Annotated in this window: 14 protein-coding genes; 12 read left to right on the top strand and 2 right to left on the bottom strand. The window is 67.9% G+C overall.

Annotated elements, in window-relative coordinates:
• Positions 1-3 precede the first annotated feature (3 nt).
• Together Q8N19_RS06160 and Q8N19_RS06155 are read left to right on the top strand one after the other, a co-directional pair.
• Positions 4-492, top strand: coding sequence for a RidA family protein (locus Q8N19_RS06160; protein WP_305588711.1), 489 nt, complete (start codon positions 4-6; stop codon positions 490-492).
• A 103-nt stretch (positions 493-595) separates the two neighbouring features.
• Positions 596-1,849 (top strand): SLC13 family permease, encoded by a 1,254-nt coding sequence (locus Q8N19_RS06155; RefSeq protein WP_305588710.1) that lies wholly within the window; start codon positions 596-598, stop codon positions 1,847-1,849.
• 62 nt (positions 1,850-1,911) lie between these two features.
• On the opposite strand, the gene otsA is transcribed toward Q8N19_RS06155, so the two are convergent.
• Positions 1,912-3,285 carry an alpha,alpha-trehalose-phosphate synthase (UDP-forming) gene (gene otsA, locus Q8N19_RS06150; protein WP_305588709.1) on the bottom strand — a complete coding sequence of 458 codons (1,374 nt, stop codon included), beginning with the start codon at positions 3,283-3,285 and terminating at the stop codon, positions 1,912-1,914.
• On the bottom strand, positions 3,285-4,466 hold the full coding sequence (locus Q8N19_RS06145) for a mechanosensitive ion channel family protein (RefSeq protein ID WP_305588708.1): 1,182 nt from the start codon (positions 4,464-4,466) through the stop codon (positions 3,285-3,287). The genes otsA and Q8N19_RS06145 overlap by 1 nt, the downstream gene beginning before the upstream one ends.
• A gap of 248 nt (positions 4,467-4,714) precedes the next feature.
• Between Q8N19_RS06145 and Q8N19_RS06140 the strand changes: the two genes are divergently transcribed.
• From Q8N19_RS06140 to gspI, 10 genes are all read left to right on the top strand, one after another.
• The gene (locus Q8N19_RS06140; protein ID WP_305588707.1) at positions 4,715-5,509 is read left to right on the top strand and encodes an ion channel; all 795 of its coding nucleotides are present in this window, start codon (positions 4,715-4,717) and stop codon (positions 5,507-5,509) included.
• 302 nt (positions 5,510-5,811) lie between these two features.
• Positions 5,812-7,296 (top strand): hypothetical protein, encoded by a 1,485-nt coding sequence (locus Q8N19_RS06135; RefSeq protein ID WP_305588706.1) that lies wholly within the window; start codon positions 5,812-5,814, stop codon positions 7,294-7,296.
• A 77-nt stretch (positions 7,297-7,373) separates the two neighbouring features.
• A complete protein-coding gene (locus Q8N19_RS06130; RefSeq protein ID WP_305588705.1) occupies positions 7,374-9,965 on the top strand; it encodes a TonB-dependent receptor domain-containing protein in 2,592 nt (863 codons plus the stop codon).
• Between the two features lie 179 nt (positions 9,966-10,144).
• Positions 10,145-10,951, top strand: coding sequence for a type II secretion system protein N (locus Q8N19_RS06125; RefSeq protein WP_305588704.1), 807 nt, complete (start codon positions 10,145-10,147; stop codon positions 10,949-10,951).
• Positions 10,948-12,972 carry a type II secretion system secretin GspD gene (gene gspD, locus Q8N19_RS06120; protein WP_305588703.1) on the top strand — a complete coding sequence of 675 codons (2,025 nt, stop codon included), beginning with the start codon at positions 10,948-10,950 and terminating at the stop codon, positions 12,970-12,972. Before Q8N19_RS06125 ends, gspD begins: the two co-directional genes overlap by 4 nt.
• Positions 12,973-12,974: 2 nt before the next feature.
• Positions 12,975-14,465 carry a type II secretion system ATPase GspE gene (gene gspE, locus Q8N19_RS06115; protein ID WP_305588702.1) on the top strand — a complete coding sequence of 497 codons (1,491 nt, stop codon included), beginning with the start codon at positions 12,975-12,977 and terminating at the stop codon, positions 14,463-14,465.
• Entirely contained in the window at positions 14,452-15,657 is a 1,206-nt protein-coding gene (gene gspF, locus Q8N19_RS06110) for a type II secretion system inner membrane protein GspF (RefSeq protein ID WP_305588701.1), read from the top strand. Before gspE ends, gspF begins: the two co-directional genes overlap by 14 nt.
• Positions 15,658-15,683: 26 nt before the next feature.
• A complete protein-coding gene (gene gspG, locus Q8N19_RS06105) occupies positions 15,684-16,130 on the top strand; it encodes a type II secretion system major pseudopilin GspG (protein WP_305588700.1) in 447 nt (148 codons plus the stop codon).
• Positions 16,105-16,602 carry a GspH/FimT family pseudopilin gene (locus tag Q8N19_RS06100; RefSeq protein WP_305588699.1) on the top strand — a complete coding sequence of 166 codons (498 nt, stop codon included), beginning with the start codon at positions 16,105-16,107 and terminating at the stop codon, positions 16,600-16,602. The genes gspG and Q8N19_RS06100 overlap by 26 nt, the downstream gene beginning before the upstream one ends.
• Positions 16,586-16,782: type II secretion system minor pseudopilin GspI (gene gspI, locus Q8N19_RS06095; protein ID WP_305588698.1), on the top strand; the 197-nt coding region annotated here is incomplete at its 3' end. The genes Q8N19_RS06100 and gspI, both read left to right, overlap by 17 nt.

The raw sequence follows: 16,782 nt of genomic DNA, 5'->3' as shown, positions 1-16,782 counted from the left end.
CCCATGCGCGCCCTCGCCCTGGCCACCCTCCTGGCGTCCCTCGCCGCCGCGCCCGCCGCTGCGGAGATCACCCGCGTGGGGCCCGAGACCTCGCCCATCGCCAGCGCCGTGGTCGTGCCGGCCGGCTATGACATCATCTATGTGAGCGGCATCACCCCGCCGGTGACCAATGCCGGCGCCCCGGAAGGGACCCCCCGGGAGTTCGGCGACACCAAGACCCAGACCATCGGCGTCATCGAGCGCATCAAGGCCATCCTGGAATCCCAGGGCGCAGGCCTTGGGGATGTGGTGATGATGCGGGTCTTGCTGGTGGGCGATCCGGCCCTGGACGGCAAGATGGACTTCGCCGGGATGATGGAGGGCTATCGCATGTACTTCGCCAATGCCGAGCAGCCCAACAAGCCCGCCCGGATCACCTCGCAAGTCTCGGCCCTGGTGGCGCCGGGCATGATGGTGGAGATCGAGGTTCAGGCCGCCGTGAAGCCGAAATAGCGCCAGGACTTCCGCCAAGGGTGGGGCGCCTCTAGGATCAGCGGCGGTCGACTGCGCCGCCTGCAGGCGCTTCACCGACCCGTACGCCTGGGAAGGGTCCTGTTTGAGCTTCGAACAACTCGCCACCCTGGCTGTCCTGGCCGCGGTCGTCGTCGCCCTGCTCAGCGACCGGGTGAGGGCCGATGTCGCGGCCATGGTCGCGGCTGCGACCCTGCTGGCTCTGGATGTCATCAGCCTGCAGGACCTGGGCCGCGGCCTGGCCAGCCCGGCCCTGGTGGCGCTGGCCTCGCTCTTCATCATCGCCCGGGCCCTGGACGTGACCGGCGGCATGGGCGTCATCATTCGCTCTGCGGCGCGGATGACTGATCGTATGGGCGCAGCCTCGGCGCCCGTGATCATCACCCTGTGCGGCTCGCTGTCGGCCTTTCTGAACAACACACCCCTGGTGATTCTTGCCGCGCCGATCATTCAGGATTCGGCCCGGCGCCTGGGCATTTCCCCCAAGCGGCTGCTGATTCCTCTGTCCTATGCCTCGATCATGGGGGGCGCCTGCACTCTGATCGGGACCTCCACCAATCTGCTGGTGGACGACATGGCCCAGCGACAGCACCTGGCTCCGTTCAGCCTGTTCGAGATCACTGGCGTCGGCCTGGCGATCGCTGTGGTTGGGGCGCTCTACCTGGCGTTTGTCGCCCCCCGGCTGCTGCCCGCCGATGACGACGGCTTGGACCATTCGGGCATTCTGCCGGAGGCTCCGCCGCCCCTGCGGCTCGTCCCGGCCCTGGTCAGCGTCACCGTCTTCGCCTTTGTCCTGGGCGCGGCGGCTGGCGGATTGCCCATCGCCGTGGTCGCCTTTGTCGGCGCCATGGCGTTGTTGGCCTTTCAGGTCATGAAGCCGGAAGAGGCCTATTCCGGCCTGCGGCCGCAGGTGTTGCTGATGATCGGCGGCATGTTGGTGGTGGGCGAGGCCCTGGGCAAGACCGGTCTGGCCTTTCAGGCGACGAACACGGTGGCCGCCTGGACCCAGCCGCTGGGTCCCGTTGCGGCGCTGGCCATCATCTATGTGGCCACCTCGATCCTGACCGAGATCATGTCCAACGCCGCGGTGGCGGTGCTGATTACCCCGCTGGCGATCGGCCTGGCCGAAAACCTTGGGGTCGATGCCCGGCCCTTCGTCGTCGCGGTGATGATGGCCGCCAGCGCGTCCTTCGCCACCCCGGTCGGCTATCAGACCAACACGATCGTCCATCAGGTCGGGGGCTACACCTATATGGACTTCGTCCGGGTCGGCCTGCCCCTCAACATCATCTCGGCGATCGTCGCCGTCTGGGTGATCCCCCGGATGTTCCCGTTCTAGAGCCCTTTTGATCCGATAACCGCGTCACACTTCGGAAAATACTCTCGGACCGCCTCGCCAGCTCAATCCGACATCAGGGCGCTGACGAAGTCGTCCCGCCAGGCTGAGACGTCAGAGGTTCGCAGGTCGGCCATGAGCCGGTCCCACCGGCGACGGCGCTCGGCCAGGGGCATGGCCAGGCCCCGCAGAATGGCGTCGGAGACATCCTCGCGACTGAAGGGATTGACGATGAGCGCCTCGCCCATCTGTTCGGCGGCGCCGGCGAACCGCGAGAGGATCAGCACGCCGGGATCCTCCGGGTCCTGGGACGCCACATATTCCTTGGCCACCAGATTCATGCCGTCCCGCAAGGGGGTGACCAGACCGAGCTTGGCGGCGCGGTAGATCCCTGCCAGCTGGTCTCGGCGATAGCCCCTATTCACATAGCGGATCGGCACCCAGTCGACGGTGGAGAAGGCGCCGTTGATCCGGCCCGAAACCCCGTCGAGCCGGCCGCGGATCTCCTGATAGGCCTCGACGTCCTCCCGGCTTGGGGTGGCGATCTGCAGCAGGAAGACCTTTTCGTGCAGGTCGGGATTGTCGTGCAGGAACTGCTCATAGGCCAGAAAGCGCTCCTCCAGCCCCTTAGAGTAGTCGAGCCGGTCGACGCCGATGATCATCTGGCGGTCGAGCATGCTGGTCTGCATGCGGGCGTATTCGGCCTTGGCCGTCTCTCCATCCAGGGCGGCGGTGAACTCGGTGACGTCCATGCCGATGGGAAAGGCGTCGAACTCGGCGGTCCGGCCAAAGGCGCTGAGCCGCCGGCCTTCGCCCAGGGACCCGCCGGCCTCGTGGACCACATAGTCCTTGAAGGCCTCCAGGGAGTCCTGGGTCTGGAAGCCCACAAGATCATAGTCGAACAGGGCCTCCACCAGCTGGGGGTGCCGCGGCAGGGTGGTGATCAGGTGGCGGGCCGGCCAGGGGATGTGCAGGAAGAAGCCGATGCGGTTCTTCACGCCGCGCCTGCGCAGCTCCTGGGCCAGCGGAATCAGGTGGTAGTCGTGGACCCAGACGAAGTCGTCCTCCTCGATCAGGGGAAGGACCGTCTCGGCGAAGCGGGCGTTCACCCGGGCATAGCCCTCGCCGAACGACCGCTCATAGGCGGTCAGATCGACCCGGTGGTGGAAGAGCGGCCAAAGGGTCTTGTTGGCGTAGCCGTTGTAATATTCCTGAACGTCCTGGTCCTCGAGATCCATGGTCGCGACGGTCACGCCGCCGGCCCGCTGGACGCCCACCTGACCCGTATAGGTCTCGGTGGTCTGACCGCTCCAGCCGAACCAGACGCCGGAGTGCTCCCGCAGGGCTGCGGCGAGCGCCATGGCCAGGCCCCCCTGGGTGCCGCCGCCCGCGTCGCTCGGCGGGCTGACCCGGTTGGAGATGACGATGAGGCGTGCCATCAGGCGCTTCCGCCAGCCGGCGGGGCCTGGGTCGGCTGCGGCATCACCAGGTGCATGTGCGGATAGGGAATCTCGACGCCCGCGGCGTCCCAGGCCTGCTTGATCCGGCGATTGAAGGCCCGGCCCACGCCCCACTGGGCGCCAGGCGGCGTCTTGATCCGGCCGCGCAGCACGACGCCGCTGTCGGCCAGGGCGCTCACGTCCATGACCTCCAGGGGTTCGAGAATCTTCGGGCCGAGGTCGGGGTCGGCGCGCATCTCCTCGACCACCTCGGCCATCACCTCAAACGCCTTGTCGATGTCGGACTCGTAGGACACGCCGAGCTCCACCACATGATAGGAGAACACCTTGGTCATGTTGTGGATGATCTGCGCCTCGCCATAGGGCAGGACGTGCAGGGTGCCGTCCAGGGCGCGCAGGCGCAGGGTGCGGATGGTCATCTGCTCGACGACGCCGCTGGACCCGGCGATCTCCACCACATCCCCCACCGCGACGATGTCTTCGGAAATCAGGAAGATGCCGGTGAGAAAGTCCTTCACCAGGGTCTGGGCGCCAAAGCCGATGGCCAGACCGATCACCCCGGCGCCGGCCAGCAGCGGGCCGATCTCCAGGCCGATCTCGGCCAGGATCATCATGGCGCCCATGATGATGACCACGCCGCGCGCCACCCCGTGCAGCAGCGGGCCGATGGTGTTGAGCTGGGCCTCGCGGCGGATACCGCCAGACTTGTGATGGGCCATCTTGGCCAGCACGCGATTGACCAGCAGGGTGGCTAGTTCGGCCGCCGCAAAGGTGATGACCGCCAGGACGGCGATGCGCACCACACTCTGCACCACCCGCTGACCAAGGCCTGCGGTCAGCCAGCCCAGCAGGTCAAAACCCCAGATGGAGGCCAGGGCGAAGAAGGCGGCTAGCACCAGGCCAGTCTCGAAGACCGCCCAAGTGACCTGAGTCACCCGGCGGGTGCGAATGGTCTTCTCCGCGTCGGCGGGGCCAGGGACAGCGCGCACGCCGCGCTTCAACAGCCGCCGAACCAGGAGACCCACGCCGAACGCGGCGCCCAGGACCAGGGCCGAGAGGGCGACATTCAGGGCCAGGGCCGCAGGACCCAGGCGCAAAAGGGCGTTCCAGCTGTCCTGGAACCCGAGGATGACCTGTTCGCTTGCTGTGCTGACCTCCAAACCGGGGCCTCCCTGTATGTTGATCTCGCCGGGGCATTGATCTGGCGCTGCGGTCGCCGCGACGGCCGCGCTGAACCCGCCCTTGCAGAAAGGCGTCAGAGGGTTTTGGGTTCACCCCAGCCCGGTGGGTCGGTTAGAGCTAACACGGGGCGGACCTTGATGGGGTCTGTCTCACGGACCTGTGATGGTTGCGGCGGAGCACCTCAGATGATCACCCCCGGCCCAGGTTCGTCGAAGCCTTGACCCCCGTGGACTCAAAGCCGTCGCCGCGACAGCGGGCCCTGTGGCGCCTGCGCGCGCAACTGCGGGCGCTGTATCACGGGGAGTCGCCGGGCGCGGTGAGGTTCCGTCTGGCGGTGATCGGCGTGGATCTGGCGCTGATCGCCTTCTTCATCGCCGCGCCCTTCCTGAGGGACACCCGGGCCTTTCTGCCTCTGGACCTGACCGTGGCGGCGATCCTCGCCGCCGACATGACCGCCCGGGCGCTCGCCTGGCGGAGTCTGAAGTCCTGGATCCGACGGCCGATCGTGATGATCGACCTGTTCGTCCTGCTGACCCTGCTGTTTCCCACCATCTTCATCAACCTGGCCTTCCTGCGCGTGCTGCGCATCTGGACCCTGTTTCACAGCGACTTCTTCTGGGAGACGGTGGGCCACCGGTTCGACGACACCCGCTGGGAAGACGTGATCCGGGCGGCGGCCACCCTGGTCACCTTCGTCTTCGTGGCCACCGGCTTCGTCTACACCATGTATGTGGGCGAAGAGGGCGGGGTCAGCGGCTACGTGGATGCGCTGTACTTCACGGTGACCTCGCTCACGACCACCGGCTACGGCGATATTATCCTGCCTGGCATCACCGGCCGGCTGGTCTCCATCGTCATCATGATCTCCGGGATCACCCTGTTCGTGCGGTTCGCCCAGGCCCTGTTCCGGCCCTACAAGGTGCGCTTCACCTGCCAGGTCTGCGGCCTGATGCGGCACGAGCCGGATGCGGTCCACTGCAAGGCCTGCGGCGCCTTGATCAACATTCCCAACGAGGACTGAGCCCCGGCCCTCGCGGCCGACAAATTGCGGCCTGGCGCGGGAAATTTCGGTTCCGACAGCGAACATGGGTCGGCAGACCCCCGGCTCTTCGCCAGTAGATTGTCCTGCAAAGACAAAGGGTAGACTCCGGGAGTCTCCCCCGGGCCACACCCCCGCGCCTGCACAGAACTGTCATGTTTCCGTTGGGGAGCTGTCACGCAGCCTACCTAGAAGGGCGGTCGGGCAAGCGGGCGTTCAGATCTCACGGTGGGATTTGGGGACAGCCGGCGGCTGCGCAATTCAACGCGACGGCGGAGAGCAAGATGACCGGCACCACCACCCTGAGAAACCTGCTGATCACCTCGATCAGCGCCATGGCCCTGGCCGCCTGCGGCGGCGGCGCGGACAATGTGGCCTCGCCCGGCGTTGGCGCCTTCCCGCCGACCACCCCCACCACGCCGACGACCCCGACCACGCCGACCACGCCTGGGACCGGCACGGCGGCGGCGGACTGCCCCACCGGCTTCACCAATGTGGGCGTGATCCTGAACGGCACCCTGCGCAACTGCCAGCTGCCCTCGAAGATCGTCGGCAATGTCGTCGTTCCGGCCCGCGCCGGCACCATCTATTCGATCAGCGGCCGCACCGATGTGGGCGACGACCGCGGCGCCGATCCGAACGCGCCGATCGCCGGCGCCCAGCAGGGCATCCTGACCATCGAGCCGGGCGTCCGGATCTTCGGTTCGGCCGGCCTGGACTACATCAACGTCCAGCGGGGCTCGCAGATCTTCGCCGAGGGCACCTCGACCAATCCGATCATCTTCACCAGCCGCCAGAACATCGAAGGCACCACCGGCGCCGACTCCATCGGTCAGTGGGGCGGCCTGGTGATCTCGGGCCGCGCGCCCATCGCGTCCTGCCCGGCCGGCACCACCCCGCCGAACGTCAACTGCGTGGCCACCTTTGAAGGCGGCGTCGCGCTCTATGGCGGCAACAGCCCCAACGACAATTCGGGGCGTTTGCGCTACGTGCAGGTCCGCTATCCCGGCTTTGAAATCCAGCCGAACCGTGAGCTGAACGGCATCACCCTCAATGGGGTCGGCTCCGGCACGACCATCGAGTATGTTCAGGTCCACAACAGTTCCGACGACGGCATCGAGTTCTTCGGCGGCACGGTCAACGCCAAGCACATCGTCATCACCGGCGCTGACGACGACAGCATCGACACCGATGAGGGCTGGCGCGGCGGCATCCAGTATCTGATCGCGGTTCAGCGGGCCAATGGTGGCGACCGGGTGTTCGAGATGAGCTCGGTGGGCGTTCAGGCCTCCCTGAACTCGCAGCCGAAGATCGCCAACTACACCGCCATCGGCACGCCCCGTTCGGGCGCTGGCGACATCCAGATCCTGAACACCGGCACTGGTGGTCGCTTCATCAACGGCATCCATCGCTCCACTAATGCGGCTACGGCCTGTCTGGATGTGGACACCGCCTCAACCGTGGCCGCCGCGCCGCGCTGGGACTCGGTGGTCTTCGCCTGCGCCATCGCCTTCCGCAATGACAGCGACGTGGACGGCGCGGCCGCCCAGGCCCTGTTCAACGCTGGTGTGAACAACAACGCCAACTTCACCTCGACGCTGACCAGCACCTTCGTCAACGGGGCCAACGAAACGGCGCATCCGGCGACCGATCCCAAGACGATCTACGCCTTCTTCGACACCACCAACTACATCGGCGCCGTCCGCAATGCGGCCGACACCTGGTGGCAGGGCTGGACCTGCGGTCTGGCCAGCGGAAGCAGCTGCTGATCCGAGCCAAGGCGGGGTGGTCCTGAACAGGGCCGCCCCGATTTCTCCGCGTCCGTCGACAATCGAGGCGAACCTCAATGAACTCCCTGCTCCGCCCGCTCTCGGGCCTCCTTCTCTGCACCACGGCCCTGATGGCGCCGGCGGTGGTCTTCGCTCAGGCCGCTGATGGGCCGGAGGTTCAGGAACTGGTCGTCCGGGGTCGATATATCCCCGAAGTGATGCGCGAGACCGCCGAGGTGGCCTCCATCGTCACCGCCGAGGACCTGGTCCGCCAGGGCGACGGCACGGCCGCCGAGGCCCTGACCCGCCTGACCGGCCTCAGCGTGGTCAGCGGTCGCTTCGTCTATGTCCGCGGTCTTGGGGAACGTTACTCCTCAGCCCTTCTGAACGGCTCGCCCCTGCCGAGCCCCGAGCCCCTGCAGCGGGTCGTGCCGCTGGACCTGTTCCCAAGCGGAATCCTGTCCAGCGTCAACGTCCAGAAGTCCTATTCGGTGAACTATCCCGGCGAGTTCGGCGGCGGCGTGATCGACCTGCGCACCGTGGGCGTGCCTGACGAACCGTTCGTGTCCCTGAGCTTCGGCCTCAGCGCCAATGACGAGACCTCGCTGAAGCAGGGCCTGACCTATTACGGCGGCGACTACGACCTGACCGGCTTCGACGACAACACCCGCGACCTGCCCGGCCTGATCCGCCAGGGCATCGCCACGGGCAAGCGCATCGACCAGTCGAACTTCGACGCCGAGACCCTGGTGCAGATGGGCCGCAGCTTCCAGAACGCCAATGTGCGTCTGCTGCAGTCCACCAATGACATTCCGATCAATGGCAGCGGCGGCATTTCGGCCGGCGCCCGCTGGAACCAGGACTGGGGTTCGCTCGGCGTCGTCTTCGTCGGCGGCTATGATCGCGGCTGGGAAACCAAGCGCGCTGTCCAGCAGGCCGGTGTGGTCAGCCTGGGCGGCCTGGCGGTCACCGAGGACCTGATCTCCAACTCCACCGAGATGGACGTGGAGTGGCACGGTCTGGCCAGCGTCGCGCTGGACCTGGACGCCCACAAGTTCCAGTGGACCAACTTCTACGTCCGCAACGTCACCAAGGAAGCCCGCTCGGTCGAAGGCGAAAGCACGCTGTCGAGCAACTTCATCCGCGACGACTACACCGCCTGGTACGAGCGCGAACTGTTCAACACCCAGCTCACCGGGGCCCACGAGTTCGGGGATCTGGAGATCGACTGGCGCGGGTCCTACGCCAACACGACCCGGGAAGCGCCTTATGAGACGCAAACCCGCTATCGCCGCCTCGCCGATGGCGAATTCTATCATAACCCCCAGTCTGACGCGAACTTCCTGCGGTTCAGCAGCCTGGAGGACACCACCTACGGCGCCGGCGTTGACGTTCGCTATCGCTGGGACAACCCGCTGATCGTCGACTTCACGGTCTCGGCCGGCTACGCCTTCTATGAGAACGAGCGGTATTCCGACGGTCGCGTCTTCCGCTTCACCATGGACCAGACGCCGTCCCTGGCCTTCCAGCGTCAGCGGGTCGACTATCTCTATTCGAACTTCAACATCCGCACCGATGGCCTCTTCCTGCGGGAAGTGACTGGGTCGGAAGGCGCGGCGGCCTATGAGGCGGCGCTCACCTCCAACGCCTTCTATCTGCAGGGCGAAGGTGAAATCCTGCCGGCGGTCCGCGCCAGCCTCGGGGTTCGCTACGAGGAGGCTGACCAGACCGTACAGGCCCTGGATCTTTTCTCGGCCAACGATCCGGCGGCGGTGGAGCTGAAGAACGACTATGTGCTGCCCGCCGGCACGGTCACCTGGAATTTCGCCGACGACCAGCAGCTGCGCTTCGGCGTGTCCAAGACCATCGCCCGCCCGCAGTTCCGCGAGCAGGCCCCGCAGATCTACCTCGACCCGGAATCCGACCGCACCTTCATCGGCAATCCGTACCTGGTGGACAGCGAGCTGCTGAACGTGGATTTGCGCTATGAGCGCTACTTCGACCGCGGCCAGTTCGCCACGCTCGGCGCCTTCTACAAGGACATCGACAAGCCGATCGAGTCGGTGGTCAACGAGACCGGCGGCGGCCTGCAGCAGACCTTCCTGAACGCCCCCCGCGCCGTGCTCTACGGGCTCGAGGCCGAGTTCAAGAAGACCTTCGAGCCCCAGCTGGGCATGGCCTTCGTCGACAATCAGCGCTGGCTGATCGGCGCCAACTACACCTGGACCCAGGCCCAGGTGAAGGTGAGCGGCGGCGACCAGGTCTTCCCGCTGACCGGTCTTGGCCAGCCGGCGCCGGCCGCCAACTTCGTCATCGATGGCAGCCGCCTGCAGGGCACCTCCGAGCACATCGCCAACCTGCAGTTCGGGTTCGAGAGCCTCGATGGGGCCACCCAGGCGACCCTTCTGGCCAACTATGCCAGCGAGCGGACCACCGCCCGCGGCGGGTCTGGCGCGGCGGACTTCCTGCAGGAGCCGGGCGTGCAGCTCGACCTGACGGTCCGCCAGAAGTTCCAGCTCTGGGGTCCTCAGTTCACCCTGGGCTTTGAAGCGCGCAACCTGCTGGGCGAGGAGTTCGACGAATTCCAGACCCAGGGCGGCGACAAGATCATCCTTAACAACTACGAGCTGGGCCGCAGCTATTCGGTCAGCCTCTCGGCCAGCTTCTGACAGACGGGCGGGGATGGCGGCAGCGCCGTCCCCGCCTGACCTTCGGGCCTGTCACATAAAGCGTCATCAAATCCGGGCGCTGTCACGGACCTGTCATCGAAAGTTTACATGAAGACCCCCGACGGGGATGCGGCCGCCATGCCCACCCCGCAGCGCCCTGGGACTTCGGAGACTTCCTCGTGAATCTTGCCGCCGTTCGCCACGGCGTCTCCCTGAACCCCCGCACCCTGCTGGGGGCCGGCGAGATCGCCCTGGTGGCCCTGCTGGCCTGGCAGGCCGCGCGCCTGGTCTGGATCGTGGCGGCGCCAGCCGCAGGCCCGGTGGGCGCGCCTCCAGCCGCTGGGCGAGGCCCGACGGCGCAGACTGAAATCCTCGCCCGCTTCGACCCCTTCTTTCGTCTGGCCGGACCCGACGTGACCGTGGCCGGCGACCAGGGCGCCGACTTGCAGCTCTATGGCATCCGCAGTGGCGGGGCCTCGGCCTCGGCCATCCTGGGACCCCCCGGCGGCGCCCAGACCCTCTATGTCATCGGCGAGCAGGGGCCAGGCGGGGTCACCCTGGTGGAGGTCTCCCAGGACCATGTGGTCATCCGCCAGGGCGCGGCGCGACGTCGCCTGGGCTTCCCGGCCCCGTCATCCGCTGGCGTCTTCGCCGCCCCACAGGCCGCAGCGGCGATGGGCGGGGCCAAAACGACGTCTGACCTTACCGGCGCCCAGCTGATGGCGGCGCTGGCCCTGACCCCGCGACTGCGGGACGGCCGCCCGGCCGGCTACACGGTCATGCCCCGGGGCGCCGACGGCGCCGCGGCCCTGGCCCGCGCGGGCCTGCAGCCGGGAGACGTGCTCCTGACGCTGGATGGCTCGGAGCTCAGCCGCGAGCGGATGAGCGAGCTGCCACAGATCCTTTCGGCCGCCACCCAAGTCGAGCTCACCTATGAGCGCGGCGGCCAGACCCTGACCACCCGACTGCGGATGTCTGCCCCGTGAAGAGACTCATCGCCCTCTGCCTGATGCTCAGCCTGGGGGCCGGCCTCGCGCCGGCGCCGGCCGCCCACGCCCAGTCCCAGGTGCTGAACCTGCAGGACGCCGACATCCGGGTCTTCATCCAGGACGTGGCCCAGGCCACGGGCCAGACCTTCATCATCGACCCCCGCGTGCAGGGCAAGGTGAGCATCAGCAGCCGCGAGCCCCTGTCGCGGACCGAACTGTTCGAGGTGATGCTGTCCACCCTACGGGCCAATGGCCTAGTGGCGGTGCCAGCCGGGTCCGGAGTCTATCGGATCACCCCGGAGGAGGGCGCAGCGGCCCAGCCCTCGAGCCTCAGCGGTTCAGGCGGCTACGGCTTCTCCACCCAGGTCTTCCGCCTCCGGAACATCGACGCGGCCTCGGCCGCAGAGACCCTCAAGCCGCTTATCGGGCGCCAGGGGGTGGTCATGCCCAGTCCCCGGGGCAATCTGATCGTGGTCGCTGACTATGCGGACAATCTCGCTCGCATCCGCAGTCTTCTGGCCCAGGTGGACCAGGACCGCACCCTGACCGAGACGGTCACCCTGCGCTCCAGCTCGGCCCGCGAGATCGCGGGCGTCGTCAACCAGGTGCTCAATTCTCCCGGCGCCGAGCCCGGCGCTCGCAATGCGCTGGTCTCCCTTGTGGTGGTGGAGAGCAGCAATTCTCTGGTCCTGCGCGGTGAGCCTGACGCGGTCCGCGCCATGCTGGCCCTGATCGCTGACCTCGACGGCCGGGCCGAGACCAGCGGCGATGTCCGGGTGATCAACCTCCAGCACGCCAGCGCCGAGCAACTGCTCCCGGTCCTGCAGCAGCTGGTGGGCCAGTCGCCCGCCACATCTGAGGGAGACGCCGCCACCGCAGCCGCCTCGACCTCCGGAAACGGCCAGACCGCCACGGCCGGCGGGGCGGGGCGACGCGCCAATATCGCCCGCTATCCCGGCGCCAACGCCATCGTCATCGCCGCAGATCCCGACACCCAGCGGGTCCTGGGCGAGGTGATCCGTCAGCTCGACACCCGCCGCCGGCAGGTCCTGGTGGAGGCCGTGGTGGTGGAGCTGTCGGACAACGCCGCCCAGCAGCTTGGCGTGCAGTTCGCCCTGGCCGGGATTAATGGCTCCAGCATCCCCTTCTCGGCCACCAACTATTCCAACGCCGCTCCCAACATCCTGGGCCTCGCCGCGGCTGCGGCCGGGGAGCGGAACCTGCCAGAGGATTCCTCCGCCCTGGCCGCCCTGCGCCAGACCGCCCTGGACTCCGTCCTGGGCGCCCGGGGCATCCTCACCGGCGGCTACGGCCAGAGCGGCGACGCCCTGTTCGGCTTCATCATCAATGCGGTGAAGAACGACACGGCCTCGAACCTGCTCTCGACCCCGTCGGTCATGACCCTGGACAACCAGGAGGCCAGCATCCTGGTGGGCCAGGAGATCCCCATCACCACCGGCGAGGTGCTGGGCGACTCCAACAGCAATCCCTTCCGCACCATCCAGCGCCAGAACGTCGGCATACAGCTGGACGTGAAACCGCAGATCAACGCCGGCGGAGCCATCACCCTCTTCCTGCGCCAGGAGGTGTCCTCCATCTCAGGCCCGCTCAGCGAAAGCTCCGGCGAGCTGATCCTGGACAAGCGGGCCATCGAGACCACTGTGGCGGTGGACGACGGCGCCATCGTCGTCCTGGGCGGCCTGCTCGATCGCAATGAGCGGACCACGGTGGAGCGCACGCCGTTCCTCGGGGACATTCCGGGCCTCGGCAATCTGTTCAAGGCCACCTCGAGCCAGAACGTGCAGCGCAATCTGATGGTCTTCATCCGCCCGACCATCATCGGCAGCGCCGCCGACGCCCAGGCCCTCACCGCGCCCCGCTACGGCTATATCCGCGACCTGGAGGCCGCCCGCAGCGCCGATGGGCTGAGCAGTCTCGACGCCATAGTGCGCGACTACATGCAGGCCGCGCCGATCACCGCCCCGCCGCCCCCTCCGCCCCCGCCGCCGGTGGGCTAAAGATGGAGCGCGCCGCCCATCCCCTGCTACCCTACGGCTTCGCCAAGCGACATGGCGTGGTGCTGCTCGCCGTCGACGAGGTCGCCCATGTGGGCCTGCGCGAAGGCGCCGATCCTCTGGCCCTGGTGGAGGCCCGGAGGACGCTTGGCCGCGCGCTCAGCGTCCAGTCCCTGCCGCGGGCGGAGTTCGAGCGGCGGCTGTCGGAGACCTATGCCGACGACGGCCTGCCGGCTGGCGGCGCTGATGACCTGGACATGCCTGGCGGGCTGGACAGCCTGGCCGACGACATTCCCGCCGCCGCCGACCTCCTGGACAGCCAGGACGACGCCCCGATCATCCGCCTGATCAACGGGGTCATCGCCGAGGCCATCCGACGGGGCGCTTCGGACGTCCACATCGAATCCTTCGAGACCAACCTGGTCATCCGTCTGCGCATTGATGGCGTCCTGCGCGAGGTGCTCAGCCTGTCGCCGCGGCTGAGCCCGCTGATCGTCAGCCGCATCAAGGTCATGGCCCGGCTGGATATCGCCGAGCGGCGTGTGCCGCAGGATGGCCGGATCTCCCTGGCGCTCGGCGGCCGCAGTCTGGACGTGCGGGTCTCCACCTTGCCGTCCCGGGCCGGCGAGCGGGTGGTGATGCGGATCCTCGACCAGGAGCAGGCGGGCATTCCGCTGCCAGAACTGGGCATGGGCCCCGCCGTGTTGGCCGCCTTTCAGCGGGCCCTGGCTGAACCGAACGGCGTGATCCTGGTCACCGGCCCGACCGGCTCGGGCAAGACCACCACCCTCTATGCGGGCCTGAGCCTGCTCAATGACGCCAGCCGCAACATCCTGACCATCGAGGATCCGGTGGAGTACGCCGTGCCGGGCGTCGGCCAGACCCAGGTCAACGCCAAGGTCGGCATGACCTTCGCCGCCGGCCTGCGGGCGATCCTGCGCCAGGACCCGGACGTGGTCATGGTCGGCGAGATCCGCGATGTGGAGACCGCCCAGATCGCCGTGCAGGCCAGCCTCACCGGCCACCTGGTGCTCTCTACCGTCCACACCAATGATGCGGCCGGCGCGGTCACCCGCCTGCGCGACATGGGGGTCGAGCCCTTCCTGCTGGCCTCGACGGTGCGGCTGATCCTGGCCCAGCGTCTGCTGCGCCGCCTGTGCCCCAGCTGCAGGCGGGCCGAGCCGGCCGATGCCGTCACCGCCCGACAGGCCGGCGTGGCCGAGGGCCAGGTCCTCTATCGCGCCCAGGGCTGTCCCGATTGCGGTCAGACCGGCTATGCGGGCCGGGTCGGCATCTATGAGGCCCTGTGGATCGACGACCATGTGCGCCGGCTGATCGGCGACAACGCCGATGAGGCGGCCATCGCTGCGGCCGGGGTCGCCTCTGGCGGCGGCAGCCTGTCAGCGCAGGCGCGGGCCTGTGTGCTCGAAGGCCTGACTACAGTGGAGGAAGCCCTGCGGGTCACCCGCCAGGAAGGCGGTCATGGCCAGCTTTGACTATGTCGCCCTGGATCTGGCCGGCCGCACCCGCACCGGCCACCTGACCGCAGCCGACGAGGCCGCGGCCCGGGAGGTGCTGGAGCGTCGTCGTCTGGCCGGCATCCGCCTGTCTCCGGGCAAGGCCAAGGCCGGTTCGGCAGGCCTGTTCGGCGGACGTCTGGACGCGCGCTCGCTGGCGCTGGTCACGCGCCAGCTCGCCACCCTGGTGGCCGTCGCGCCCCTCGAAGAAGCCCTGCGCACCATCGCCGTCCAGGCCGAGAAGCCTGCCGTGCGCAACGCCCTGATGGGGGTCCATGGGGGCGTGCTGGAGGGTTACCGCCTGTCGGACGCCATGGCGCGCCAGGGCCGGGCCTTTCCACCCCTCTACCGGGCCATGGTCGCCGCCGGCGAAGGCTCCGGCGCCCTGCCGTCGATCCTGGAGCGCCTGGCCGATCTGCTGGAGCGCGACCAGCAGGCCCAGAGCAAGGTGACCGCGGCCCTGGTCTATCCCGCCGTCCTGGCCGCCACCGCTCTGCTGGTGGTCCTGGCCCTGATGACCTTCGTGGTGCCCAAGGTGGTCGACCAGTTTGAGTCCATGGGCCAGACCCTGCCTCTGCTGACCCGGCTGGTGATCGGAACCTCCGAGGCGATCCGCAGCTATGGCCTGGTCATGCTGCTGGTCCTGGTGGTCGCCGGCTTCGTGGCGGCGCGTGCGCTTCGGCGGCCAGACATCCGAATGAAGGCCGACGCGCTCATGCTGCGCCTGCCGATCCTGGGCCGCCTGATCCGCGACCTGCATGCGGCGCGCCTGGCCCGAACCCTTTCCACCATGATCGCCAGCGGCCTGCCGATCCTGGAGGGGCTGCAGATCACCGCGCCGACCATCCACAACCACGTCCTGCGCCAGGCGACGGTGGACATGGCCGAGATGATCCGCGAAGGCGGCGCATTGTCCGTCGCCATGCGCAAGGTGGCGGTCTTTCCGCCGCTGCTCGTCTATATGACCGCCAGCGGCGAGAACAGCGGTCGGGTCGAGCTGATGCTCGGTCGGGCGGCGGAGTATATGGAGCGCGAGTTCGCGACCTTCACCGCCGTGGCGCTCAGCCTGCTGGAGCCGGCGATCATCATCCTCATGGGCGGTCTGGTGGCGGTGATCGTCCTGTCCATCCTGCTGCCCATTCTGCAGATCAACACCCTGGCCATGGGCTAGGGATTGTCGTGTTCGAAGGAGCCCTCATGACCCGACGCAAGCTGCGTTCCCGGCCAGCCTCGGAAGCGGGCTTCACCCTGGTGGAGCTCATGGTGGTGGTCGTCATCCTCGGCCTGCTGGCCACCGTGGTGATGATCAATGTGTTGCCGAGCCAGGACCGCGCCATGCGCGAGAAGGCCAAGGCCGACATCTCCACCCTGGAGCAGGCCCTGGACACCTACCGGCTGGAGATGCTGGCCTATCCGACCACCGATCAGGGCCTGGCGGCCCTGACCCAGCTTCCGGCCGGCGCGCCCCGGGCCGACCGCTATCGGGATGGCGGCTATATCCGCCGCCTGCCTGAAGATCCCTGGGGCAATCCCTATCAGTACGCCTATCCCGGCGAGCGGGGCCGGTTTGATGTCTATTCCTTCGGCGCCGACGGGGCCAAGGGCGGCGAAGGCGACGATGCGGACATCGGCAACTGGAACTGAGGCCGTCCCCAGGACGCGCCGCCGTGCTGAGGCCGGCTTCACCCTGGTGGAGCTGATGGTGGTGCTTGTGATCCTGGGCCTGATGGGCGCGGCGGTGGTGATGACCGCGCCGGACGGTCGCGGCGAAGTGCGCCAGGAGGCTGAGGCGCTGGCTGGCCGGTTCGTCCGCGCCCGGGAGGAATCCCTGCTGACCAACCGGGCCGTGGAGGTCTCGCTGGACGCCCAAGGCTACGGCTTCAGAGTGCTGCGGCGGGGGCGGTGGGAGCCGCTAGAGGCTGGGCCTTTTGAAAGGCATGTCTGGCCCGAGGGCGTTCGGGTCCAGCTGAGCGCTGCGCCAGGCCGGGATGCGGTGCGGTTTGACCCCACGGGATCGGCTGAGCCCGCCAAGGTGATCCTGTCGCGCGCTAATCAACAGATGACGGTCTCTGTCGATGTGACCGGAGAGGTGCGGCTCGATGCCCCGGCCGGCTGAACAGGGCTTCACCCTGATCGAGCTGCTGGTCGCCCTGGCGGTCTTCAGCCTGGTGGTGCTCGCACTCCTGAATCTGGCGGGGGAAAACACCCGCACAGCCCAGCTGCTGCAGACCCGAACCCTGGCGGCCATGGTGGCCGAAAACGCCGCCGTGGAGTCGCTGATTTCGCCTGAGCCGCC

This window comes from Phenylobacterium sp., from assembly GCF_030693405.1.
Classification (GTDB): Bacteria; Pseudomonadota; Alphaproteobacteria; order Caulobacterales; family Caulobacteraceae; genus Phenylobacterium.
Note: the sequence above shows the minus strand (reverse complement) of the source record. Positions and strands in the feature narration are given on the sequence as shown.